General features: G+C 40.3%; 20 protein-coding genes. 5 read left to right on the top strand and 15 right to left on the bottom strand.

The genetic code is table 11. The features are described 5' to 3' along the window. Positions 1 to 37: 37 nt before the first annotated feature. Positions 38 to 841, bottom strand: coding sequence for a UDP-2,3-diacylglucosamine diphosphatase (locus tag BIZ36_RS07810; protein ID WP_222937306.1), 804 nt, complete (start codon positions 839 to 841; stop codon positions 38 to 40). A 232-nt stretch (positions 842 to 1,073) separates the two neighbouring features. Between BIZ36_RS07810 and aroC the strand changes: the two genes are divergently transcribed. Together aroC and BIZ36_RS07800 are read left to right on the top strand one after the other, a co-directional pair. Then, a complete protein-coding gene (gene aroC / locus BIZ36_RS07805) occupies positions 1,074 to 2,144 on the top strand; it encodes a chorismate synthase (protein ID WP_187457325.1) in 1,071 nt (356 codons plus the stop codon). 97 nt (positions 2,145 to 2,241) lie between these two features. Continuing rightward, positions 2,242 to 3,567: a dicarboxylate/amino acid:cation symporter gene (locus tag BIZ36_RS07800; RefSeq protein ID WP_187457324.1), complete on the top strand. Its 1,326-nt coding sequence runs from the start codon at positions 2,242 to 2,244 to the stop codon at positions 3,565 to 3,567. Here BIZ36_RS07800 and BIZ36_RS07795 read toward each other — a convergent pair whose 3' ends face one another. From BIZ36_RS07795 to BIZ36_RS07775, 5 genes are all read right to left on the bottom strand, one after another. Beyond that, positions 3,568 to 4,350: a DUF1206 domain-containing protein gene (locus tag BIZ36_RS07795; protein WP_187457323.1), complete on the bottom strand. Its 783-nt coding sequence runs from the start codon at positions 4,348 to 4,350 to the stop codon at positions 3,568 to 3,570. Positions 4,351 to 4,433: 83 nt separating this feature from the next. Next, positions 4,434 to 4,838 (bottom strand): thiol-disulfide oxidoreductase DCC family protein, encoded by a 405-nt coding sequence (locus BIZ36_RS07790; RefSeq protein WP_187457322.1) that lies wholly within the window; start codon positions 4,836 to 4,838, stop codon positions 4,434 to 4,436. A 175-nt stretch (positions 4,839 to 5,013) separates the two neighbouring features. Next, complete coding sequence (locus BIZ36_RS07785) at positions 5,014 to 5,907, bottom strand: alpha/beta hydrolase (protein WP_286174663.1); 894 nt, start codon at positions 5,905 to 5,907, stop codon at positions 5,014 to 5,016. A 162-nt stretch (positions 5,908 to 6,069) separates the two neighbouring features. Beyond that, complete coding sequence (locus BIZ36_RS07780; protein WP_187457321.1) at positions 6,070 to 6,945, bottom strand: helix-turn-helix domain-containing protein; 876 nt, start codon at positions 6,943 to 6,945, stop codon at positions 6,070 to 6,072. A gap of 199 nt (positions 6,946 to 7,144) precedes the next feature. Beyond that, positions 7,145 to 9,046: a tetratricopeptide repeat protein gene (locus BIZ36_RS07775; RefSeq protein WP_187457320.1), complete on the bottom strand. Its 1,902-nt coding sequence runs from the start codon at positions 9,044 to 9,046 to the stop codon at positions 7,145 to 7,147. A gap of 305 nt (positions 9,047 to 9,351) precedes the next feature. Here BIZ36_RS07775 and BIZ36_RS07770 point away from each other — a divergent pair, with 305 nt between their 5' ends. Then, positions 9,352 to 10,923 (top strand): thiol-activated cytolysin family protein, encoded by a 1,572-nt coding sequence (locus BIZ36_RS07770; protein ID WP_187457319.1) that lies wholly within the window; start codon positions 9,352 to 9,354, stop codon positions 10,921 to 10,923. A gap of 180 nt (positions 10,924 to 11,103) precedes the next feature. Here the strand turns inward: BIZ36_RS07770 and BIZ36_RS07765 are convergent, their stop codons facing one another. Continuing rightward, complete coding sequence (locus BIZ36_RS07765) at positions 11,104 to 13,275, bottom strand: endonuclease MutS2 (RefSeq protein WP_187457318.1); 2,172 nt, start codon at positions 13,273 to 13,275, stop codon at positions 11,104 to 11,106. Between the two features lie 722 nt (positions 13,276 to 13,997). Here BIZ36_RS07765 and BIZ36_RS07760 point away from each other — a divergent pair. Beyond that, positions 13,998 to 14,816: a zinc-binding metallopeptidase family protein gene (locus tag BIZ36_RS07760; RefSeq protein ID WP_187457317.1), complete on the top strand. Its 819-nt coding sequence runs from the start codon at positions 13,998 to 14,000 to the stop codon at positions 14,814 to 14,816. 330 nt (positions 14,817 to 15,146) lie between these two features. Beyond that, positions 15,147 to 15,812: a uracil-DNA glycosylase gene (gene ung, locus BIZ36_RS07755; protein WP_187457316.1), complete on the top strand. Its 666-nt coding sequence runs from the start codon at positions 15,147 to 15,149 to the stop codon at positions 15,810 to 15,812. Here the strand turns inward: ung and BIZ36_RS07750 are convergent. The 8 genes from BIZ36_RS07750 to BIZ36_RS07715 all read right to left on the bottom strand — a co-directional run bounded on the left by BIZ36_RS07750 (position 15,802) and on the right by BIZ36_RS07715 (position 23,871). Continuing rightward, the gene (locus tag BIZ36_RS07750; protein ID WP_187457315.1) at positions 15,802 to 16,236 is read right to left on the bottom strand and encodes a hypothetical protein; all 435 of its coding nucleotides are present in this window, start codon (positions 16,234 to 16,236) and stop codon (positions 15,802 to 15,804) included. The genes ung and BIZ36_RS07750 overlap by 11 nt on opposite strands. An 89-nt stretch (positions 16,237 to 16,325) precedes the next feature. After that, positions 16,326 to 17,177 (bottom strand): substrate-binding domain-containing protein, encoded by an 852-nt coding sequence (locus BIZ36_RS07745; protein ID WP_187457314.1) that lies wholly within the window; start codon positions 17,175 to 17,177, stop codon positions 16,326 to 16,328. A 102-nt stretch (positions 17,178 to 17,279) separates the two neighbouring features. Then, positions 17,280 to 19,319: a polyphosphate kinase 1 gene (ppk1, locus tag BIZ36_RS07740; protein WP_187457313.1), complete on the bottom strand. Its 2,040-nt coding sequence runs from the start codon at positions 19,317 to 19,319 to the stop codon at positions 17,280 to 17,282. A gap of 56 nt (positions 19,320 to 19,375) precedes the next feature. Then, a complete protein-coding gene (locus tag BIZ36_RS07735; RefSeq protein WP_187457312.1) occupies positions 19,376 to 20,248 on the bottom strand; it encodes a nucleoside phosphorylase in 873 nt (290 codons plus the stop codon). A 1-nt stretch (position 20,249) separates the two neighbouring features. Next, complete coding sequence (locus BIZ36_RS07730) at positions 20,250 to 21,182, bottom strand: DUF1835 domain-containing protein (RefSeq protein WP_187457311.1); 933 nt, start codon at positions 21,180 to 21,182, stop codon at positions 20,250 to 20,252. A 120-nt stretch (positions 21,183 to 21,302) separates the two neighbouring features. After that, positions 21,303 to 21,635 (bottom strand): translation initiation factor, encoded by a 333-nt coding sequence (locus BIZ36_RS07725; protein ID WP_187457310.1) that lies wholly within the window; start codon positions 21,633 to 21,635, stop codon positions 21,303 to 21,305. After that, a complete protein-coding gene (locus BIZ36_RS07720; protein ID WP_187457309.1) occupies positions 21,635 to 22,858 on the bottom strand; it encodes an outer membrane beta-barrel protein in 1,224 nt (407 codons plus the stop codon). The genes BIZ36_RS07725 and BIZ36_RS07720 overlap by 1 nt, the downstream gene beginning before the upstream one ends. Positions 22,859 to 22,920: 62 nt before the next feature. Then, entirely contained in the window at positions 22,921 to 23,871 is a 951-nt protein-coding gene (locus BIZ36_RS07715) for an isopenicillin N synthase family dioxygenase (protein ID WP_187457308.1), read from the bottom strand. Positions 23,872 to 23,878 lie beyond the last annotated feature (7 nt).

Here is a 23,878-nt window from a genome sequence, read left to right as displayed (position 1 = left end):
TTCTTCTTTTTTAACCTTCTTGTTGTTGTGTGGGTAGCTAACTGTTCAAAAAGTTCTTGCATATCCATTTCCCGCAGTTCCATGTCCATAAAAAAGGGGATAATTTATCATGCTGATACCGGTAAATTTTCCATCGTTTAAAGTTATACTCCAATGAGGTTAGGTTTTTTACCCAATCTCCGGAGTTCAGATAGGTACAATGACTGTCCCTTATTTTATACCGTTCTTTTTTGGGGTGGTGCAGGTGTCCGCATACCACATAGTCGTAATGCTTTCTAACCGCCATTTTTACTGAAAATTCCTCAAAATCATTGATATAGGTAGTAATGGCGTTTTCTTTGCTTGTTAAGGACAAGGTAGGGCGCTTTTTGCCGCTCTTATAATAAATGTAGTTGGTGAACTTATTGAAGGAAAAGAGAAGTTGATACCCCAAAGAACCCAACTTGGCCAGCCAGTTGATATTCAGAAAAGGATTGTCAAATACGTCGCCATGAAAGAACCAAGCTTTTTTTCCATCCAGTTGAAGTACCAGTTTGTCCACAATGTGAATATTACCCATTGAGGTCCCGGACAACTTTCTTAGGACTTCATCCCTATTGCCGGTAATGAAAAAGACTTGTGTACCTTTGGTTGACAGGGCCATAATCTTACGAATGACCTTCATATGCGATTTTGGGAAATACCGTTTGTTAAATTGCCCTACATCCAGGATATCACCGTTCAAAATGAGTTTTTTTGGCTCAATACTGTGCAGATAGGTATTCAGTTCATCTGCATGGCAGTTCAACGAACCTAAGTGAACATCTGAAATGACAACGACTTCTAGTTTACGCTTTTTCAATTTGATGGAATTTTCCTCCAAAAAAGAACTTTCATATAAATTAATGGTAAACTAGCCAATAACAATGTATTATGTTCTGCTTCAACCCCATGTCTTTTACTTTGCAAGACTGTTAATTAAAATTTAACTTTGAGGTCTTTAAATAGACGCAAAGTCGATGAACGGCCGATGTTGGATATCGGCTTTATTAATGTTATAACCTTTTTAGGTTATCTAATTTTAGGGGAATTATATGGCGGGAAATACTTTTGGAAATATATTTAAACTTAGCACCTTTGGTGAATCGCACGGTGCAGCCATAGGCGGGGTTCTAGATGGATGCCCTTCAGGTATCGAAATCGACCTTGAGGCCATACAAAATGAACTCGACCGTCGTAAACCAGGGCAGTCGGCCATTGTAACCCAAAGGAAAGAACCGGATACCGTTGAGTTTTATTCAGGTATTTTTGAGGGAAAGACCACAGGTACGCCCATCGGTTTTGCCATTCATAACACCAATCAAAAATCCAAGGATTATTCCCATATTAAAGACTCCTATCGTCCTTCGCACGCCGATTATGTGTATGATCAGAAATACGGATTTCGGGATTATCGAGGAGGCGGACGTAGTTCGGCCCGTGAAACGGCCAGTAGGGTAGTGGCAGGGGCCATTGCCAAGCAATTTTTGTCGGGAATTGAAATCAATGCCTTTGTATCCCAAGTGGGGACCATGAAGTTGGAAACCCCATATCAAGAGCTGGATTTTTCCAATATTGAAAAAAATCCCGTTCGCTGCGCTGATATGGAAATGGCTTCCCGCATGGAAGATTATATCAAAGAGATTCGAAAAGAAGGTGATACCATTGGCGGTGTTATCACCTGTGTGGCCAAAAACGTACCTATCGGACTTGGGGAACCTGTTTTTGATAAACTTCATGCCGAATTGGGCAAAGCCATGCTATCCATCAATGCCGTAAAAGGTTTTGAATACGGCAGTGGTTTTGAGGGCGTACAAATGAAAGGTAGCCAGCACAACGATCAATTTAACCAAGACGGCAGTACCAAAACCAACTACAGTGGTGGAATTCAAGGTGGTATCAGCAATGGCATGGATATTTACTTTAACGTGGCCTTCAAACCGGTTGCCACGCTAATTCAGCCTTATGAGACTATTGATAGGGATGGAAATACCGTGCAGACCCAAGGAAAAGGTAGGCATGACCCCTGTGTCGTTCCCAGGGCCGTACCCATTGTTGAGGCTATGACCGCTTTGGTATTGGCAGATTACACCTTGCTAAATCGTACCATCAAGGGAAAAGAATAAGAATTTTTAGGAAATTGATATTTTCTATGTTCATTGGAATGTTGTTTTTCGGCTTTCTGAGCAAAAACTGTATATTACTTGCTTAAACTTTAAATGCATGCGAAAACTGGAATTACACTGGAAGATTCTCATAGGAATGCTATTGGGAATTCTTTTTGGCTTTTTAATGACCAATTTTGAATGGGGACCTCAATTTGTACAAGATTGGATCAATCCCTTTGGAAGTATCTTTGTTAAGCTGCTCAAATTAATTGCCATTCCGTTAATTCTTGCTTCGCTAGTAAAAGGGATATCCGATTTAAAGGATATTTCAAAATTCCGAAATATAGGTCTAAGGACTATTGCTATTTACATAGGTACTACAGTGGTGGCCATTACCATTGGGCTTCTTTTGGTAAATGCCATAAAGCCTGGAATCGGCATTTCAGAGGAAACCATCGCCCAACTTACGGAAACCTATTCCAATGATAGTGGGGTTACCTCTAAACTAGAGGAAGCTTCCCGTCAAAAGGAAAGTGGGCCTTTGCAATTTTTGGAGGATATGGTGCCCGACAATGCTTTTAAGGCTTTGGGGGACAACAGTTCCATGCTCCAAGTGATATTTTTCACCATCTTTTTGGGTATTTCCATGCTTTTAATTGGCGAAAAGAACGCCAAGCCGCTAAAAAAGTTTTTCGACTCCCTGAACGAAGTGGTGCTTAAAATGGTGGATTTGATCATGCTAACTGCACCCATTGCCGTTTTTGCACTCTTAGCAAATGTGGTGGTGTCTTCGGGTGACCCTGATATTCTCTTGGCACTTTTAAAGTATGCCGGAGTAGTGGTTTTAGGTTTGGTGCTAATGATTGTTTTCTATAGTTTGGTCGTTGGTACGTTTACGAAGTATAACCCATGGACCTTCCTTCAAAAAATAAGTCCGGCGCAATTATTGGCTTTCAGTACGAGTTCCAGCGCTGCTACGCTTCCGGTAACTATGGAAAGGGTAGAGGAGCACATTGGGGTAGATAAGGAAATTTCCAGTTTTGTGCTTCCGGTAGGTGCTACAATCAATATGGACGGCACGAGTCTCTACCAAGGGGTGGCGGCGGTATTTATTGCCCAGGCCTTAAGTTTTGATTTAAGTTTTAGCGGACAGTTAACTATTGTTCTTACCGCCCTATTGGCATCTATTGGCTCTGCTGCCGTTCCCGGTGCGGGTATGGTAATGTTGGTTATTGTATTGGAGGCTATCGGTTTTCCTGCTGACAAATTGGCCATAGGCCTGGCGTTGATTTTTGCGGTTGATAGACCGTTGGACATGTTACGTACCGTGGTCAACATTACTGGGGATGCCTGCGTGTCCATGATGGTGGCAAAATCCGTTGGAAAGAGTATGAAACCCAAAGTGAAGAATTGGGACGATAATTTTGATGAGGTAAAATAACTAGCCGTTAAACTTGCGATAGCGGGCTTGGGCGAACATGTAAAGTCCGTAGCACACCAATCCAGCAGCAACGATTCCCATCAACCAAGGTCCGGAGGAGGTTTCCTGAAGAAAGGAAAACGCTTCTTTAGTACCTTTCATGGAATCATCGCCGGAAAACGAAAATCCTGCTTTTAGGAAAAAATAGGAAATAATGCAGGTGAGAATACCTCGTGAAATGAGTCCGCCGTAACCAAAAGTCTTAATGGCCTTTCTTTTTTTACTATCGGAAATACTGCCAATCTCAAATTTCTGAAGAAAATCGCCTTTGTAAGCTTTAATAAATTGATAAATACCCTTCCCAGCCAATGCAAGTCCTATGGCGATAAATAGGTAGGTCTTTAGTTGCGGACCTAGGAATGAACCGTTTCCACTGCCACCGCCAGAGGAAGGTTCGTAAAAGATATCCACTATCGAAAAAATACCCAGCCCCAAATAAATGAGTCCACTAATGAAAAAGGAAACCCGCTTAACAAGCCCCTTTTTATCCGTACCAATGTTTTCGGGGTCTTGAATACTCTGGATAAAGCGCCATAGCGCGTAACAAATAAGACCGATACCTAATAGCGCCAAAAGTACCTTACCAAAGGGCTGTTTTTCCAAGAATTCTATCACCTGAAATTTTCCGGCCTTGGAACCTCCCAGATTAAAAGCTGCCAAAAAAGCCAATATACCTGTTATACCATAAACAGCACCCTTGGCTATAAAGCCGGTATAGGCCACTTTCTTTATCTTATCGTCCATTGCAAATGTTTTCTACAATGGTAGTAAATTGAAGGAGTGAGCGTTAACCCTATCAAACGGACTTTAAACCCGATGAAGAATTGTTAAAGAAACTTTGCCTTTAATTCTGGGGTGGGTACCATACAATGGTCTTTTTTACCGTACCAGTTGTAGCGATTTTTGGCAATAAAATCGTATACGATATCACGGATAGGTGTCGGTATCCAAAGTAGAATGGAGGATAGGCCCCGATATCCTTTTAGCTGCTTGCCTATTTCCAGGGCTGCGGTCGATTTGGTGTAGTAGGCCGTGCCGGGATCAATAAGAATTATGGAATCTACCTTTGAGGTATCAATACCTCGCTCTTTGGACAATTGCTGGCCCACCTCACTTTGCAGGGCGGCATATCGAAACACATCTTTTTTATCCCTTTTGATGACAAACTGTACGGCATTGTTGCAAAGATTGCATACCCCGTCAAAAAGAATGATTTGTTTGTTTTTTTCCATGCTGCTATCAAGCGACCCTTTCTAAATTAAGGTTGCGATGCAAAGATATAGTGATTAAAGGTAACTGCTTAAAAGGGAAAGTGAATTTTAATAACTGATAAGTGATTGAATAAGTTTTTGGAAATATTAAAGAAATGGGCCGAGGGGATTATTCGGCCCATTTCTTAATTTCATCCTAAGCCTCAATAGGTTCAGAAACTCCCAAGTGTTCTTTGAAGAAAGGTGCTAATTGAGCGACGGCTTCGTCCAAATATTCTGGAATGTCATATAGTTTCATATGATTCGCTCCCTCAACAATATACATTTCTTTATTATCCGATCCGGCACGCTCCATCAGGTCATCACTCATCCACTTAGATTCAGCCACACTTCCCGCAACTACAAATAACGGTTGTGTTAGATAGATTTCGGCCATATTAAAGGCATCGTAAGTGACCAATTGGGTCAAGCTTCGGGCTGTGCCATAGCCAGGAGCAGTTGAACATTGCGCTCTGTCAGTATGATAATATTCCCAAGCTTCCTTTAAATCAGTATATGGCGTATCTTCTTTCTTCATTGGAGCCATTGGCATTTGAACTACATCATCACCTTTTGCCTCTTGTGAGCGCGCTGTAGCTCCAAATTCAAGCCACTTGATAGCATCTTTCATGTCTTGGTCACCCAACCATCCTTTGCTGAACATATGACCGATATTTACAGCACTGACCGTACCAACCGCTTTAATTCTTTTATCGTTGATAGCAGCATTTACCGTATAGCCACCGCCAGCACAAATTCCCCAAGCACCAATACGATCACTATCTACATAATCTAAAGTGTTCAAGTAATCAATTGCTGAACTGACATCTTCAGTTCTTACATAAGGATTCTCTAATTGACGAGGTTCTCCGCCACTTTCACCTTGATAAGAAGCATCTGTCACTATAGTTATAAAACCGTGCTCTGAAAACTTCCTTCCATAAATACCCGCAGTTTGTTCTTTTACACCACCTCCAGGATGCGTTATTACCAATGCAGGATGTTTTTTATTTTCATCGAAATCATTAGGAAAATTTAGATAAGCGGACATCATCAGCCCGTTATTTGTGTTCTTGTAAGAAATTTTTTGTTGTGACATCATATAGAGTTTTAATATTAATAATGATACGTTTATCAATATTACCCAACAATATGAACTTCTTACTGGACGATTTACTGAAAAAAAAGAAACATTTTACAGATAAGCGGTATTCTAGCCGTTGTTAAGAGCTCTTTGTTTTATTCTATACTGTTTTGGGGTAAGCTGGGTTTGTTTTTTGAATAGTTTGGCAAAATAGTTGGGATAGTCAAAACCTAATTCAAATGCTATTTCCGAATTAGTAAGTTTGCTTTCGAGAAGTAGTTTTTTTGCTTCATGCGTAATGTGTTCATGAATAGTTTCAATTGCTGATTTATGGGTGAAAGTTTTTAAAACATCACCCAAATAATTAGGTGTCAGTTTCATCTTCTCAGCAAAATAGTGTACCGAGGGCACGCCTTTGGTTCTACCGTCATAGTAGTCTCTCAGAAGCTGTTGAAACTCGCTTACTATATAGTTGTACTTTTTTGCTTCTGTAGAAAACTGTCTTTTATAGAAAGATTCTACCAAATTCAGAATTAGATTCACATAGGCCAAAAGTACATCTTGACCTGTACTTTTATTATTTGCCTTTTGCATCAAATTCTCATAAAGAAGAACAATCTCCTTCTCTTCCTCCTCATTCAAAAACAAGGCCTCATGGTAGCCGTATTCGAGAAAGTTTTGAAAAAGGTAACGGTTATCTTCAATTATCTTCTTTGATAATTGTAGATAAAAACCCTCAAATAAATCATCTAACCCCCATTCATAAAGTTTTCCAGGACTATTAAAAAATACCGCCGTAATAGGTTTTGGGTCACTATGATCAAAGTTTGGTGAGTCGGGATTTATATAATTCGTTTTAAAGGAAATTCGATAAAAATCAATATAAATCCCATCAGACTTCAAAAGGATGTTTTCTGGATAGCACCCAACATCAATATCTTCATCGATTGGCTCATCAACACCAATGAAATTATTAAATGTTTTGAAGTCGGTAAATTTTTTCATTTGCATATGGGAAATTTTTGGGAGCCCTTGCCTTGTGTGAAGTTAATGCTTTTAAAAACTTCTATTAGCAACTTATTCTTAGTGCTATCTTTATTAAGATATGCATTTGATCCAGTTCTTTAAGTTTAGAATTGACTGATATTAAGCTTTCCCTTAACACTCTCTTGTCCAAAATACTATCCGCTATATTTTTCGTAATTCATAAATTATTGAGGAAAATCATTAAATCCTGCTCTTTGCCCAGTCCCAATTTCTTTTTTAATCGGTATTTAGACTTTAAAATACTATCGGGCAAGACATTGAGGGTAGCGGCAATTTCTTTGGTGGTGAGGTTCATGCGTAAAAAGGCTGCCAATCGAATTTCTTTTTCGCTGATGTCCGCATAAATGGTCTTGAGCTTTTGATCAAAATCATTGTGAACTTCAGAGAAGTAGGTTTTAAAGACTTCCCAATCCTTATCCGAGGCATTCTCCTTTTTTAGCAGCATGACCATTCGCCTGAATTCGGTTTTAAACCTGTCCGGGGAGTTTTTTACGTTCTCCAAATTCTCCATTAGCTCTTGAATAAACGTATTCTTTTGTACCAAATGGAGGGTCTGGCTCGCCAATTCCTTTTGTTTGTGCTCAATTTCCTGCTGGTAAATGGCTTCCTGTTTTTCACGGGCAATCCTATTTTTCTTAATACGCTGCCGGAAGCCGAAATACAACAATCCCGACACCAGAATAAAGGCCGCCATTCCTCCGGCGTACAAACCTTTGGTGAGCTTGTCCACTTTCGCCTTTTCATTGAGGACGGCTATTTCTTCTTCCTGTAAGGCCAGGGCCGCTTCCTTTTTTTCGGTCTCATAAATAGTTTTCAGTTCTGCTATTTGTTGCGCTTTTCGGTTGGAGTAGAGGCTGTCGTTGATGATGGCATATCTACTAAAGTTGGTATAGGCGTCATTGGTGTTGCCCATTAGTTTTTGAAGTTCAGCTTTCGTTTTTAGGGCGTCCCTTAAAGTGGGTAAAACTTCTATTTCTTCTGAAATGGCAATCACTTCATTAATATCGGTTAAAGCACTTTGATACTCTTCCTCAAACATTTTTAAATTGGCCATCTCATGTAGGGCGGCGGTAAGGTTCAATTTAATGTCTTCTTTTTGGGCGATTTCGATAGATTCTACCAAAAGGGACCGGGCACTTTCATAATTACCTTCTTTGTAAACTAACCTGCCCAAATCTTTTAGGGAAGTTGCCATCATGGTCTGCACGTTCATTTCTTTGGCAAGCTCTAAAGATTCTTCTAGTAAATTTTTTGATTTTTTTGTATTTCCCAGTTTTTCAGAGGCTAACCCTGCGGTGTTTAAAGCATAACTAGCGTATATCTTATCATCGTTTTCCTTATAGATGGCAATGGCCTTCATAGCATAGTTGAGGCTAGAAGCGTAATTTTCTTGCTGAAATTCAATATCAGCCAATTGCTTTAGGGCATCGGCCTTTCGTACTTCATCCCCCTTATCCTCAAAAAATCTGAGTGCTTTTAAGGTCTCTTGCAAGGCAATCAAATAATTGCCCTTCTCAAAATAGATTCCGCCCAACACCTCGTATTCCGAACCTCTCAAATCAAAATTTCCCAAATCGGAATTACTCCTATTTTCTTCGGTATACATCTGTAGAATGGATTGGGTGGTTTCAATGGCTTTATCAAAATCTCCAGCCTCCCGTTGAATGGTTGCAAGGGAGTGGAGTGCGAAAATCTGCCCCTTGACCGATTTCATATCCTTAAAGGCGTTCAAGGCCTTATGATGAAAAAAGGATGCGGAGTCGTTTTTGGATTGATTGTAATAGTAATTACCGAACTGTAAATATCCATTGGCAACGCCCTTTTCATAATTTATTCGGTTGGCGAGGTCAAATGCTTCACGGGCAAATAACAAAGCACGCTCGTTATCCATGAACATCATGCGTTCGTGAATTCGTGATAGTACCTGTGCCTTTTCAATATTATCCGGTAAATGATCGGCACGTTGGATGAGACTATCCAATTCTTGTTGTCTGCTTTGCGAAAAACAGGTGAGACAAAAAAGGAAAAACAGAAGGAAGGGTTTGATATTCAGTTGCATAATGGTTGGATTAGTATAGGAAAGATAAAAAGAAAAGTGCTTGCCAAATAGCAGTTGTCCATCTCCAAAATCTGTTTGTCCATGTCCAGTCTATATATTTTTTGAGCGAATTACAGAAAAGAAATATTGTAAATAACTGTATATCAATATTTTAATATATTTTTTCTAGCTATCGATATATGTAGGCTTTGAAATTTTTTGGGACATTTTTTAATGCTTGTCCATGCTTTGTCCATGCCATTTTAAATGGTTCGCACTGATAATGAGGTAGTTTAGACCTGTTGAATCCTAAAAAACCTTATACAATGAAAACAAGACCATTCCATTTTAGACAGTTATTCGTAATCCTTTTTGTTCTCTTTATTGTTGGATGTAGTAAAGACGAAGGTTCGGACACCGATGAGCCTTCAGTAGAAAAGCCCGTAGCAAAGGACACTTTAAGTGAAGAAGAAACCGCGAAAATCAATGACTTTATTAAGGGTCTAAATTACGACCCTAACGAACTTTTAAATGTGCAGTCCTCCACAGGAAGTACTTCCAATGAGGGAAATCCGCAACGGAATACCGACAAGGGCTATATAACGGAGTGCAAAACGGTTTATCATGACATCCGCTCCAACTTTGAAAATGTGGTGATGTTCGACCCTACGTTAGGGGTCATTTACCCGGGGGCTTTGGTGCTAGGTAATAAAGTGCTGATAGAAGGGGCGCCACAACCCTTGCAGGTAGATAAGGCTCCGGTAAAAATTAGGGTGGAATTGCCGGGAATAGGAGAAGGTGGAAATCTGACCATAGAGGAGCCCAACTACCAAAATACCCAAGCGGAAATTGACAAGGCTTTGGAATATTGGAATTCCGATATCGCCACTCAAGGCTATGCCATTGATGCCGACACCTATTTTGAAAAAACATCGGTCTATACCAGTGAGCAAATGAGCTTGTCCTTAAAAGTAAGTGCCGATTGGGCCACGGGTTCTTCCTTTGAATCCCAGTTTGATTATTCCAAGAGTACCGAGAAAAGAGTAGCTGCGGCACTTTACAGGCAGGTGTACTATGATGTGGTGGCAGAAACACCGGACAGCCCAGCGGCCGTATTTGGTAGTGAGGCGAGCGCGAGTGGACTCCAATCCTTAATTTCGGAAGAGAATCCGCCAGCCTATGTAAGTTCCGTACAATATGGTCGAATTGTTATGATTCGGATGGAAACCACTGATACCACTACCGATGTTAATTTGGAGGCAGTGTTGGACTATGCCACCAAAGCCAAATCTATAAAAGGAGAAATTGATGCGAGCTACGAAAAAGTTATTCGTGAATCGACCTTTAACGTGGTGACCATAGGCGGAAATGCCAAAGTGGCTACCAAGGTCATCACCGGAAACAGTTTGGAAGAAGGGGAGGGCGGCCTGTACTACGTGATTGAGGAAAGTGCCGATTATAATAGGGAAAACCCAGGGGCGCCCGTGGGTTATACCGTAAAATACCTAAAGGATAATACCATTGCCAAAATTGGTTATCAGACAGATTACAATATTGAGACTTGCGGTACCTTTCTATACGACCATGAGAACATTATTGTGGTAAACGATTCCAACTACGATACCCGTTTCCGGTTTATTTATAAAAAGCAAGGAACCAATAATGTGACCCAAACCGGATACTATACCGTAAACAATGATAAAAGGGTTGTTAAAAGTCCGCCAAACGGAGCCCATGATGTGTACGTGCAATTTGATTTACAAAATGCGCTCTTGCAATGGGACCGAATGGGAGAATTTCACCTTAAATACTTGAGTAGTGAAAGGGACTTTAAAGTTTACTGCTCCGAAAAGGATTTTCTAGGATTTTGTAAGACCATTAGCGTAAAGGAAGATTAAATTCTGAAATTTTAGGAGTACTATTTTTTAGAACGGACAGTCCGGCACCTTAAGTTGCGATTCAACAACTTGGTGTCGGCTGTTTTTTGTTTTAATCTTTACGATTTATGGCGTAGATGACTTTAAAGAAGGAGGTTTTGATATAATCGTATACGATTTATGAACTATTGATAACCGGCTCTATTTGGCCTTTTGTACCAATTCTAACTGGTCAACGCTCACATTGGTGGTGAACATTCCATAGTTGACAATGGCCTTTCCTTTTTCCAGGGAATCGATACTTCCTACGGCTTTACCATCTTGCATTCGTACCCGGTCGCCCACCTTGAAAACAGGTCTGGGTTTGTTCTTTTCCTTGACAATGGCCTTTTGCTTTTCAACCTTTTTCTTTTCGCGGATAACCTTGACCTCTTTTTGTACTTCTTGGGCTACTTGGGCCTTTTTTTCACGTTCTGCTTTGGCTTGTTTGGCCGATTGTTTTTTGCGTTTGCTATTTTCGGTTTCTACAATGCGCAACAGTTCGGAAACCAATGGTCTTTTCTTTTTGTCCCTAAAATATTTGTCGGCCGCTTTGTTCACCTTATTGCCCAGTTGAATCATGCGCTGGTCATGGTCGTAGAGCTCCTGATAATTTTCCAATTTGCTTTTGATCTTGGCGTTCAGTTTTTCCAAACGTGCCGCTTCCTCCTTGGCCTTGGTTTCTTCTTCCTGCAATCTATTGCCCGTACGGGCCATTTTACTGCGTTCCTTCTGCAATTTGGCAATAGTGGCATCAAAACGGACCTTGCCCCGCTCTATCTTTTTCTTCGCCTTGTTGATCAAAGAATAGGGAATACCGTTCTTTTGGGCTACTTCAAACGTGAAAGAACTTCCCGCTTCGCCCAAAACCAGTTGGAAGGTAGGTTCAAGGGTGCGGCCATCAAAAAGCATGTTGGCATTGGTTGCGTGTGGTAGTTCGTTTGCCAAGGCTTTTAGATTGGCATAGTGGGTGGTGATGACGCCATAGGAATTTCGTTCGTAGAAAACCTCTAAAAAAGCTTCCGCCAGTGCGCCTCCCAATTCCGGGTCACTACCGGTACCAAACTCATCGATCAAGAACAGGGTGTTGTCATTGCACAGGCGCAAAAAGTTGTTCATGTTCTTGAGGCGATAGCTGTACGTACTCAAGTGGTTTTCTATGGACTGATTGTCGCCAATATCGGTTAGTATAGTTTTGAAAAAAGAAACGGAACTCCTTTCATGAACGGGAATTAGAAGTCCTGATTGAAGCATTACTTGAAGTAATCCGATTGTTTTTAGGGTGATACTTTTTCCACCTGCGTTAGGTCCGGAAATGACGATTATCCTATTTTCAGGATGTAGTTCTATGGTTTGCGGATAGGTCTTTTCGTTTTTAAGTTTGTTGCTTAAATACAGCAAGGGATGGTAGGCCTCCCGAAGAAAAAGTCGTTCTTCCGTATTGATTTCCGGCAATAGGGAATTGGTATCCTCCGCATATTTGGCTTTGGCGCCCACGATATCCAAATGTGCCAAATACTGCTGATAAGTGGATAGGAGGTAGGCAAACGGACGAATTTGATTGGTAAGTTCCTTCAGGATCCGTTGTACTTCTTCTTGCTCATCAAACTCCAGATTGTTCAGCTCACGGCTATATTTGAGGGTGGCTTCTGGTTCAATATAAACAATGCTGCCGGTTTTTGAAGTACCCATGACGGTACCCTTTACCTTTCTTCTGTACATAGCTTTTACTGCTAACACCCGCCTGTTTTCTACAACGGATTCCCGAATATCATCCAAATAATCCGACCCGTTATATAGATTAAGGGCCGATGAAAAGCTTTGTCCAATTTTACCCTTTACCTGTTGAATTTCCCTTCTAAGTGTGAAAAGTTTGTCCGAAGCTTTGTCCCGTACTTCCCCAAAACGGTCGATAACGGCATCCACCAAGGCCGGAATCTCTTTATTTTCCTCAATTTCCTCAATGGCAGCATGTAAGAGGGGGTAGTATTCCTTGAATTTTTTAAGGAACTTTTTTAGGGTGGAAATATTGGTGCAAATACTGGAAATCTTTTTGAATCCCTGTACCTCCAAAACCGTATTTTCAATCTCCAGCAATTGCAATTCCTTGTCTATCCCCTCAAAAGAGTGGGGCGGAATGCGGTTTTCACTAACAAAGGAGGATAGGTACTCAGCCGTTTGCCCCAATTGCTCCCGTATGTGCTCATCATCGGTAAAGGGGGCAATCTCTAAGGCCAAGGCCTTGCCATGCTCGGTACGACAACGGGCGGAAACCTGCTGGAGAACCGTGGGAAACTCTAAATCTTGTAATGTTTTTGGGTGAATACCTGCCATTTGCGATAAAAATAGGGCGCAAAGGTAGGGATTGATGGGGAAATGTAAGACCTCATTCAGTAATTGGCGATTGCAATAAAGTTAAGCAGACAAAAGTTCAAGGCTGCATAAAATAGGTCTGAACGCTTCGTACTGTAACTCTCGGAAGAGGCATTCTTACTTTTCAGGGTAAAATGAAATTTGAGAACTACAATGGATTTATGTCCAATGTCTTACATTTTATAATGTTTTTTATATTTTCCTAACTCCTAACTCCTAACTCCTAACTCAATAAAACTTCGTTTCAATTCCTCACAAACGGATAATTTGAACGCTCCCGTACTTTGCGTTCTTGACGACCTATTTAATGAGGTCGGTTGTCCCCTTAAGGGGACTTTAGGGGTGTTTGGTTATTGTTTTACACTATTATAATTATCCTTTACCTTTTGCTACTGTTGCGGGCACGAGCGAGGCGGGGGATGCCCAATTTCAGAACTTTATTATGCTGTTTTACTTTGAGATATATCCAGTTTTATAGATTTTCTTAAATAGAAAATAATTACACGTGAATAAATCTTCCGCTGGTAGTGAGATGCATTTTCGCATTTCCTATCGATGTTTGTCAATCAGAAATATCCCCTTTGACCTAAAAATTTGCCCAAAGGACTAAGTTTTAAATATTTTAGTAGTTGTGATATTTCTAAACGGTAACTTTACTTTTAAGTCTTTATTAATTTTAATCTATGAACAAATTTTGCCTAAAATACTTCACCATTCTTATTGGTTTATTATTAATTACATGTGATAAGGACCCAAATACTGATATGGAATCTGATTCGGAAGAACCAAAAATAGAATTTGAAATAGAGACGGGTGCAATTGTAGGAGATGTTACCCTCTTCGACATGTCCAACAACAAATCAACAGAATATGATGGGACAATTATTAAACTATTCAAAGAGGATAATTTAGTGCAGGAAACTTCATTGTCGGTAAAGGGAACATTTTCGCTTGAAAATTTAGAGGTAGGAAGCTACAAGATGGTCACTGAAAAAGAGGGGTATGGTACTTATGATACAATTCAATTTAACAACACTACGAAAATTGATACTTTATCGACCATAAAACTACTGGAATACCCAACTGTTGAACCAACTATTGTTTTCTTTGAATATGGAAATTACTCTTTTGGAGAAACGATACATTTACATTTTAAAAATGATGAGTGGTTGTTAGCCGGGAAGGAGTATTATTTTAGTAGAACCCCCGATGTTTCCTTTCAAAAATTCGACTATCGATTAGGGTCGGGTTCTTATCGTGGGGGAAACAAAGTATCTTCGTCACCCTACAACGGTTATGTCGTAGATTCCCCGTCTTCAATATGGTCCGGCACAGGTAAAAGTTTGGAAAATGGAGGATTCACACCTGGCGAAAAAATATATGTAAGGGTTTATGTAGTCCATGAAAAATTTTACGAGAGCATTGGAGCTATCGATAAGAATTTTGAAGTCATAAGCCACATAAGGAAAAATGGCTCCAACGTTTACGAGTTTCAGTTTTAATAAAAAACCATTTCTTATTATGGATAAATACTTTCATCCTCGAAAGCGGGTAGAATATTAAAGTTGCGATTCCCCGCTAGCGCGAGCATCCTTGCTCGTGCTCTTAAACCCTATAGCAATCATCATTCCAATACTTCCAGAATTATAAAATCATCTATACACAAACACAACATTTTACAGATTGAGGGTCTACCGCGGCATTAACTGTTATATATAACAGCAAATTTTCTTTTCTATTTTCTCAATGACCTGAATCTGTCCTCGTTATCAAATAGGCTTTTTTAAGTAATTTTAGCCCCAGATTGTACCATTGAAAACGAAAAACAGCCCATGGCCGTCACCATAGAAGAAAGTTGGAAACAACAATTAAAAACCGAGTTTGAGCAACCGTATTTTAAGCAGCTCTCCCAATTTATTAAAGCGGAATATGCCTTGCATACCTGCTATCCCAAGGGAAAGGATGTATTTGCGGCTTTTGACCATAGTCCGTTTGACGAGACCAAAGTAGTGATTATTGGGCAGGACCCCTATCATGGCCCCGGGCAGGCGAACGGACTCTGTTTTTCGGTGAAGGAGGGTATAGCGCATCCGCCGTCCCTCATTAATATTTTTAAGGAAATTGAAACGGATTTAGGCAAGCCCTATCCGCAAAGTGGAAATTTAGAACGTTGGGCGGCCCAAGGGGTACTCTTATTAAACGCCACTTTGACCGTGAGGGCGCACGAAGCGGGCAGCCACCAAAAAAGGGGCTGGGAAACCTTTACGGATGCCGTAATCAAAAGACTGTCCGACAAACGGGAAGGCCTTATTTTTATGCTCTGGGGCGGATTTGCCAAGAAAAAGGCATCCCTTATCGACAAAAAGAAGCATCACATACTCACTTCGGGGCACCCTTCGCCTTTAAGTGCCAATCGGGGTTATTGGTTCGGTAATCGGCATTTTAGCCAAGCCAACGAAATTTTGAAGCAAGCTGGACAAGAGCCCATTAATTGGTAGCATCTATATCCGCAATCGCATCATATGCTTTTTTGGATGGGGGTTTCGGTAAGGGTTGAATACTAGGCTTTATGCGCATGTATTCGCGCCACCGGTAATTTTCCAGCACTTGGCCCATTTCTGCAGTTTCTCGATTGGAGAGTTTTTTGAGCAAACTATATTTGGCCCCGTAGGAAAGGGTAGGGTCTTCCTCCACCGATTTTTTCTTTACTAAAAACCGGGCAAGAGTCTGTTGAAAATCCAATGCTTGGTCGGTACCCATAACCAGATAAGGTTGGTATTCCGCGGTAAGGTCAATCGCCTGAAAGCGAATATTCCTATCAATTTGTAAAGCGTAGTACGTCTGTGCTTTGATGGTGGCCGTAGTTCCAAAAAATAGCATTCCCACTAAAAGCACGAAAATACCAAAGTTTCTGTTTTTCATTTTGTTAAGCTATTTGTTCTGAATGGTTGCATCAATAAAAACAGCCTAAAATTAAAAAACGAAAAAGGTGTTTGTCAAGTCTTGTATTCTTAAAAATTCTTAAGAATTCGGTCTTCTGGAAGGATGTTCTTTACTAGGTCCAAACTATGTAACGTTTCCTGTACCTTTTTTAGGGAAGCCTGAGATAATTGGTTTTGGCTCCATTGGGTGATTGAAAGCCATTCCTTGATATCTTCCAATTGTTGTCCGTACTCGTTGGCCAAGGTGCGGTCGATACTGGGAATTTGTTTGAATTCGAGTGTGTAATCATTGATTACCTCCAAGATATGCTGGGCAGTGCTGGGTTCTTCCGATAGAAAACGGTCCGTAGCCGCAATTACGAAACAAGGCCAAGGGGTAGGGCAGTCGCCCAAACGGCGAAAGGTACCATCATCTACCAAAGGTTTGGTGGTAAAATGTTCCCACATAAAATAATCGGCCGTGCCGGAAGTAAGGGCATCTACGGCGCCATCTAGGTTATTGATCACCTCAAACTGTAATTGATCGGTGCTCCAGCCTTCGTTTTGGGCATTTACATACGCCATAAGGTGACTTCCGCTTCCAAACCGACTAATAGCGGCTTTCGCCGATTGAAGCTCGGAAATCGCTTTAAAATCGCTTTTTGAGCCCACATGAATACCCCATTGCAAGGGAGTAGCAATAAATTCTTGGATGATTTTGGCGGGATTGCCTTCGGAAATGCTTTTTATCAGTCCTTCGGTCAGGATAATGGCCAGGTCGGTTTCCCCATCTTTCAGCATTTGGCACATTCTACCGGTACCTTCGGGTACATCGGTCCAATGTAGGTCTATTCCTCGATCCTCGAACATACGGTCTTCCATGGCCATATGCCAAGGTAAATTGAAATGTTCCGGTACGCCTACAATTCTTACTTCTTTCATGCAAGTGGGTTTAAACTTTTTACAAATTTAAGCTAATATGGCTCCCGATAAAATGAAATATCACATCTAAAAAATCGTATACGAAACTAAGCCTAATGCTTTTTAATCAGCAGATACGATTACCTTTTCCTTTAGAACCTTATAAATTTCATATTGCGAACGGCACTGCTTTTCGTCATTGGCGAAATATTCGTTGCTTTCTACTTCATCTATGATCCTGGCTTTAACATTGTCACTTAATTGCAGTTCCAAAATATGTGATAGTTCCTTGAAAATTTCCCTATCGTAAATTGGGGTAAGAACTTCAATTCTTCGGTCTAGATTTCGGGTCATCCAATCGGCAGAGCCCGTAAACATTTTCGGCGCGCCGTTATTTTCAAACCAGTAAATCCTGCCGTGTTCCAGAAATCGGTCCACAATACTTGTCACTTGAATATTTTTAGCAGCTTTCTCGTTGCCCATGTGGAGTGCGCAAAAACCCCGAACCAATAATCGAACTGATACGCCGGCTTCGGCCGCTTCATAAATCTTAGCGATCATATCCTTATCCTGAAGGCTGTTCATTTTAATTTTAATGCCTGCCGGTAGTCCCTCCTTGGCATTTTTTACCTCTTGGTCTATCAATTGATAAAACTTGGTGCGTGTTGAAAAGGGTGACACCATTAAGTGCTTTGTGATTGGGGCGAGCCGTTTTCGTTCCAGTACCTCAAAGACCTGTGCCAACTCCCCTGAAATTCTGGGATCGGCGGTAAAAAGCCCATGGTCGGCATAAATCTTAGAGGTTTTACGATTGAAGTTACCGGTGCTAATATATGCGTAACGCTGCAAAGTCTCCTCTTCCTTTCGCTCCACCATCATAATTTTGCTATGCACCTTAATTTCAAGGTCGCTGTGATACACTTCGGCCCCATGTTCTTTGAGTTTTTTGCTCCATTCCAGATTATTGGCTTCATCAAAGCGGGCTTTGGGTTCTACAAATACCATGACCTTTTTTCCATTTTCAAGAGCCTTCAGTAACGCTAGTGCCAATTTGGAGTCCTTTGCAATGCGGTACAGTGAAATCTTGATGCTCTCGGTCTGCGGATCTATAGTAGCTTTTTCCAAGAATTCCAATACAGGGTCAAATGAGTGATACGGAAAATGCAACATCTGATCGGCTTGGCGAATGGAAGCAAATATGTCCGGACTATGGCTTAAAACAGGATGGGGAAGGGGAGGCAGAGGTTTAAAATGAAGTTCCGGATTATTAGAGGGGTCCGGAAAGGACATAAAGTCACTGTAATTATGATATTTCCCTCCCGGGAACATATCCACCTTGCCAAGGCCCAAAATATGTCGAAGCGCTTTGCGGTCTGTTTCCGGCATACTAAAATCATAGAGTAGTCGGGTAGGCTGCCCTACTTTTCTCTGCGAAAGCGATTCCCCTATCTGATGGGCGATGTCCCCATCAAAATTGTCTTCCCAATACAGTTCGGCATCACGTGAAAGTTTTACTTCAAATAAACTTTGTATTTTCTTATTTTTAAATAGATTATGAGACTCTAGTGAAATGATGTCATCTAGAAATGTGATAAAGTGTTTTTGGTCAGTTGCAGGGAGGGTGACAAACCTAGGGACCTTGTCCGAAGGAATGGAAACGAAACTAGAACTGCTGTCCGTAAACCGAATGTAAAAGTACAGGGCATTATTGGCCAAAAAAGGAATCTCCCCTTCAGAAACAGGTACAATTTCTATATGTTCTTTTACATTGGAATTAAAAAATGCCTTTGCTTCTTGTTGTTGGTCCTTTGTGAATTCGTCTTTGGAGATTAAATGTATTCCATTACGCTGTAATTCTGGAATAATACCCTCCTTGAAAATACTTCCGAAGATTTCCTGTTGGGTTTCCACCCTGTTTATGATTTCCTTTAGGGTCTTAGTGGGGCGTAATTTCAATTTCTTGCGAATCTGCTTATCCACATTTTTAATCTGCCGCAATTTGGACACCCTTACGCGAAAGAATTCGTCCAAGTTAGATGAAAATATGGCCAAGAACTTAATGCGTTCATAAAGCGGATTACGCTTATCTTGGGCTTCTTGAAGTACACGCCCGTTAAAACTAAGCCAGCTCAGGTCTCGGTGTTGGTATAGTCTCTCTTCCATAGAAAGTCAAAAATAGGAAAAGAGAAAGCTTTTTGTTTAAAGGAATAGTTAAGGTCTTAGCTTCGGGTGAGTTTTTCTAGCGTATAAACAATCAACTCCTCTACGCTTTTACCCGGTTTTTGACTGAATTGGCCGGTAGCCCTATTTGCAAGAATGCAGTTCATGGATACGGCCTTATGACCTAAAAGTTTGGAGAGCCCGTAAATACCGGAAGTTTCCATTTCCAAGTTGGTAATTTGTCTGCCCTCGTGGGTAAAGCTCTTTAATTTATCGTTTAGGGACGGGTCGCTCGTTTTTAAGCGTAACTTTCTTCCCTGTGGACCATAAAACCCTATATTGGTTACCGTAACACCTAATCGTATACGATTTGAAAATAGCTTTTTCCCCAGATTTTCGTCATATGTAACCACATATGGGCTGGACTTTTTAGAAGACCACTGGGCATGCTCCATAAAGGCATTGGAAAATGCTTGGTCCAAAAGATTTTCACCATCATAAAAATGCATGAGGCCATCAAAACCCATCGCCATTTCACTCATTAGAAAACTGTCCACCTCAATATCGGGCTGAATGGCACCGGAAGTACCAATTCTAACTATTTCCAAGCTTGTTTTGTTCTCCTTTAATATGCGCTTTTCAAAATCAATGTTCACCAACGCGTCTAGCTCATTCAAAACAATGTCAATATTGTCCGTACCAATTCCTGTGGAAATGACGGTCATGCGTTTTCCTTTAAAGCTTCCGGTATGGGTGTGGAATTCCCTTTTGCCTTTTTTTACTTCAATGGTATTAAAATGTTTGGAAACGTCGGCAACACGGTCCGGATCGCCTACAGTGATAACGGTGTGGGCAATGTCTTGGGGGAGGAGATTAAGATGGTAAATGCTTTTATCGGCATTTAAAATAAGCTCCGAAGGGCTTAATTGCATACTAAAGTTTTAAAATCCTTCTAGAATCGGTATTGTAGAGGTAATTGTATTTGAGCGCACCGCCCAGATATACATCCGTATCTTGTATGCGGGCATAATAACTTGTTTGATTGTCCAGTACCTCCTTGCCCTTTTTACTCAGTCTAACGGGGTTAAGAGCTGTAAATAGGGGTTTCATTCGAGTTAGGGCACGGTCATATTGCGAATCTCCAAAGCCTAAGAAGCCTTGGTTCTGCAAAATTTCCGAAATAAATTCTTTTTTAGATTTCGGCTTTTTGTTCGCTCCAATTTGAAGAATGTTGTTCTCCATGGCGTTCAAACCGTTCTTGATACTCGGAAAGCGTTGTAAATGCGTCTGAAGGGCATCGGGCAGGTACTCAAACTGAAATTGGGAGAAATCGGATAGGTTTTCCAAGCGAATGGGATTATCACTGCAATACAATTGCCAAACATAATCCGCATACTCAATATCGTCCTGTGTAAGTTCAATTTTGTTGTTGTAGAGTTCCAATAGCTTTTCATCGCCAAGCTCCCCCAAACCATAATATTTACCGGAATTGTCCTCTTTGCCGCTACAGACCAAATATACCTGGGCATATTTTCGATTGGCCTTTAACCAACTTAATACCGCAATCATGTTAATTTGACAAAAAAGATCGTACTCAAACCAGAGTACGATCTCATCTTGTTGCTTGTGGTTGCAAAGAGAACGGTATTCTTTTAATGTTTTTTCAATGAACCAAGATTTTGAGACTTTGTAATTTTTATTTAGGAATTCAAAGCGGGTTTTCCAGAAGGTTTCACTTCCAACGTTGGTCAATGTCTTGCCTTCACACAGCATTTCACGCCATGTAATAATATCTCCTTTTAACTTTAAGGATTTTAGTTTTTCCGTAAAGCTATCTCCATTGGTGATGTGTAAAAGAGAACTCATGAATTTTTGGTGGATTAGGGTTTGACGATTAAAAGTACTATTTAATCGAAAAAAACAAAAAATAATTAACAGAAATCACTAATCGCTGTCATTTGTGACGTCAAATATGAGGTAACGTAATTAACCTCCTACGCGTTTAACGGAAAAACCTTTTTCTTTAAGGATTTCCATGATCTTATCGCGGTAATCTCCTTGAATGATGATTTGCTCATTCTTAAAACTACCGCCCACACTTAATCTGGTCTTAATTTCCTTGGCCAATTTTTTAAAGTCGCTATCGGCACCATTGTACCCTTCCAAGATGGTAATTGGTTTTCCTTTACGTTTTTCGTACTTGCAGATGATGGGATCATCTTGCAACCATACATCGCTTTTTTCTTGAGCCGTTGGTTCTTCTTCCGGGGGTTGGTGATCTGGAAAAAGATTTTTTAATTGGTCTTTTAAATCGGACATTAGAGTAATTTGTATCCAAAAATAATAGAAAATCCTTTGAATTCACTTTTACGGTAATGATAGTTTTTCAATCCGTCTCTTGCAGATTGATATCTAAACTCAGAGCTCAAATTACCATATTTAAATCCTAACCCAAAAAATGGATTATTGGCAGACTCTAGTTTTAAATCACCATAAAGGTCACTATTGTTGCTAATTTTATCATTCATAATCACATCGTAAGACATACCGCCATTTACAAAAAAGCTTGTCTTCTTATTAATGTAGGAGTGATATCTAATTCCTAGCGGTAGTTCTATGGAGCTGTAATCTGCTGTAACCTCGTAAGTATTAACGGAGAAAGAAAAAGACTGTTCAGTAGTACTTGAAAAGGATTGGTAAGTTGGTTCAAAAATCAAGCCCCATTTGTTTTGGTTAAAAGGAAGAACTATCTCTAGTTCTATACCTGCTCCTATTCCAGACTCACTTCCAAATTCCGTTTGTTTCGCATTATAGAAAGTTGTTAGGGAATACTGCCTAAAGCTGCCCTTCAAAGTTAAGTTGAAGTCAAACTCTGTTTCAGATTTATTATCTTTTAAATTTATATTGAAGTCAGGATTTTTACACTTGTTATAATCCTTAAAAATTTTAACTAGTGGTTCCTTCTTATAAGGAAGTTTCGCCAAACTCTTTTTATTAAAACCTTCACAATTAAGACTGTTAAGTAATTGCTGTCTAAACTCGTTGTTTTCACCAATGGATGAACTGCGAGAACCCTGCGAAGAGGTTCTGTACTTTTTATAACGTAGTTGCTGAATATCATTGCCTACAGAGCTGAAGAAAAATCTTCTTAAATTACCTTCCTCAAAGTAATACAAGCTAGCATGACCATAAACCAAAATTTTTAAGTAAAGCGTTTCTTGGTTAAATAGCAACCTTCTGTCTCCATCAAGTTCACGAACATTTTCAGAAGACCTATTAATAGCAACTTTCTTTCTAATATATTTTGGTCCATTTTCAAACCCAAATTCTTGAAAATCATAGATATATCCAGTCTTAATGTCGCTGTCTGGCGTATTTTTAAACTCAAATTTAGAGGGGTTGTTTTTCCAATCAACGTTTTTGATAAGACAATCTAATCGCTCTCCTTGATTATTTATTACATAGCCATTTTCAAATGTAATCTGACCAAATGATAGAGCTGGAATTAAGAATAATATAATGTTAAAAAGGTGAGTCTTCATAAATCAAAAATTGGGTTAGACTCCTAAACGCCTAATTCAATTTTTAATTGCCGAATAAGCATTTATCCTTTAATCAATCCCAACTCAATCAATCGCTCGTGCAGAAATTCTCCAGCAGTAATATCCTCAAATTGTTTTGGATTTTGTTCATCAATACAGTTGTCCAAGCAGTTCAACGGCATTTCACTAATGGGATGCATAAAAAACGGAATGGAATATCGGGAAGTGCCCCAAAGCTCTTTGGGTGGATTGACCACTTGGTGAATGGTGGATTTCAACTTGTTATTGGAAAGTCGGGATAACATATCGCCCACATTGATCATCAACTGGTCCGGCCTGGCAATGGCATCTACCCATTCGCCTTCATGATTTTGCACCTGTAGACCTCTACCATGTGCCCCCATTAATAAGGTAATAAGGTTAATGTCGCCATGTGCGGCCGCTCTTACCGCATTTTTCGGTTCTGAGGTAATAGGTGGGTAATGTATGGGACGAAGAATGGAGTTACCGTTTTTGATATACGCATCAAAATAGGTTTCCTCTAAATCCAAATGAAGTGCCAGTGCCCTTAACACATATTGGGCCGTTTTTTCCAACATTTGGTAGGTTTCCTTCCCCACTTTATTGAATTCCGGTAATTCGGAGACCATTACATTGTCTGGATATTCTTCTTCTAGTTGCGGATTGTCCTCCACATACTGACCAAAATGCCAGAATTCCTTTAAATCCCCTTCTTTTCTGCCTTTGGCGTGTTCCTTTCCAAAAGAGGTGTAGCCCCTTTGTCCGCCAATACCCTCAATTTCATATTTATCCTTGGTTTCTTGGGGGAGGTCAAAAAACTTCTTTATTTCCGAATACAGGTTTTCAACCAGCTCATCGGATAAAAAATGTCCACTAAGGGCAACAAAACCTATATTTTCAAAAGCTGACCCTATTTCCTTGATAAACTTCTCTTTTCTCTCCGGATTTCCTGAAACAAAATCCTGCAGATCTACACTGGGTATGGCACTCATAGCGATT

The organism is Cytophaga sp. FL35 (genome assembly GCF_014349235.1).
Classification (GTDB): Bacteria; Bacteroidota; Bacteroidia; order Flavobacteriales; family Flavobacteriaceae; genus Euzebyella.
Note: the sequence above shows the minus strand (reverse complement) of the source record. Positions and strands in the feature narration are given on the sequence as shown.

Bases quoted from the DNA above. Each gene is read 5' to 3' on its own strand.
- aroC (WP_187457325.1), top strand. From the start codon at position 1,074: ATGGCGGGAAATACTTTTGGAAATATATTTAAACTTAGCACCTTTGGT.
- BIZ36_RS07800 (WP_187457324.1), top strand. From the start codon at position 2,242: ATGCGAAAACTGGAATTACACTGGAAGATTCTCATAGGAATGCTATTG.
- BIZ36_RS07795 (WP_187457323.1), bottom strand. From the start codon at position 4,350: ATGGACGATAAGATAAAGAAAGTGGCCTATACCGGCTTTATAGCCAAG.
- BIZ36_RS07790 (WP_187457322.1), bottom strand. From the start codon at position 4,838: ATGGAAAAAAACAAACAAATCATTCTTTTTGACGGGGTATGCAATCTT.
- BIZ36_RS07785 (WP_286174663.1), bottom strand. From the start codon at position 5,907: ATGTCCGCTTATCTAAATTTTCCTAATGATTTCGATGAAAATAAAAAA.
- BIZ36_RS07780 (WP_187457321.1), bottom strand. From the start codon at position 6,945: ATGAAAAAATTTACCGACTTCAAAACATTTAATAATTTCATTGGTGTT.
- BIZ36_RS07775 (WP_187457320.1), bottom strand. From the start codon at position 9,046: ATGCAACTGAATATCAAACCCTTCCTTCTGTTTTTCCTTTTTTGTCTC.
- BIZ36_RS07770 (WP_187457319.1), top strand. From the start codon at position 9,352: ATGAAAACAAGACCATTCCATTTTAGACAGTTATTCGTAATCCTTTTT.
- BIZ36_RS07765 (WP_187457318.1), bottom strand. From the start codon at position 13,275: ATGGCAGGTATTCACCCAAAAACATTACAAGATTTAGAGTTTCCCACG.
- BIZ36_RS07760 (WP_187457317.1), top strand. From the start codon at position 13,998: ATGAACAAATTTTGCCTAAAATACTTCACCATTCTTATTGGTTTATTA.
- ung (WP_187457316.1), top strand. From the start codon at position 15,147: ATGGCCGTCACCATAGAAGAAAGTTGGAAACAACAATTAAAAACCGAG.
- BIZ36_RS07750 (WP_187457315.1), bottom strand. From the start codon at position 16,236: ATGAAAAACAGAAACTTTGGTATTTTCGTGCTTTTAGTGGGAATGCTA.
- BIZ36_RS07745 (WP_187457314.1), bottom strand. From the start codon at position 17,177: ATGAAAGAAGTAAGAATTGTAGGCGTACCGGAACATTTCAATTTACCT.
- ppk1 (WP_187457313.1), bottom strand. From the start codon at position 19,319: ATGGAAGAGAGACTATACCAACACCGAGACCTGAGCTGGCTTAGTTTT.
- BIZ36_RS07735 (WP_187457312.1), bottom strand. From the start codon at position 20,248: ATGCAATTAAGCCCTTCGGAGCTTATTTTAAATGCCGATAAAAGCATT.
- BIZ36_RS07730 (WP_187457311.1), bottom strand. From the start codon at position 21,182: ATGAGTTCTCTTTTACACATCACCAATGGAGATAGCTTTACGGAAAAA.
- BIZ36_RS07725 (WP_187457310.1), bottom strand. From the start codon at position 21,635: ATGTCCGATTTAAAAGACCAATTAAAAAATCTTTTTCCAGATCACCAA.
- BIZ36_RS07720 (WP_187457309.1), bottom strand. From the start codon at position 22,858: ATGAAGACTCACCTTTTTAACATTATATTATTCTTAATTCCAGCTCTA.
- BIZ36_RS07715 (WP_187457308.1), bottom strand. From the start codon at position 23,871: ATGAGTGCCATACCCAGTGTAGATCTGCAGGATTTTGTTTCAGGAAAT.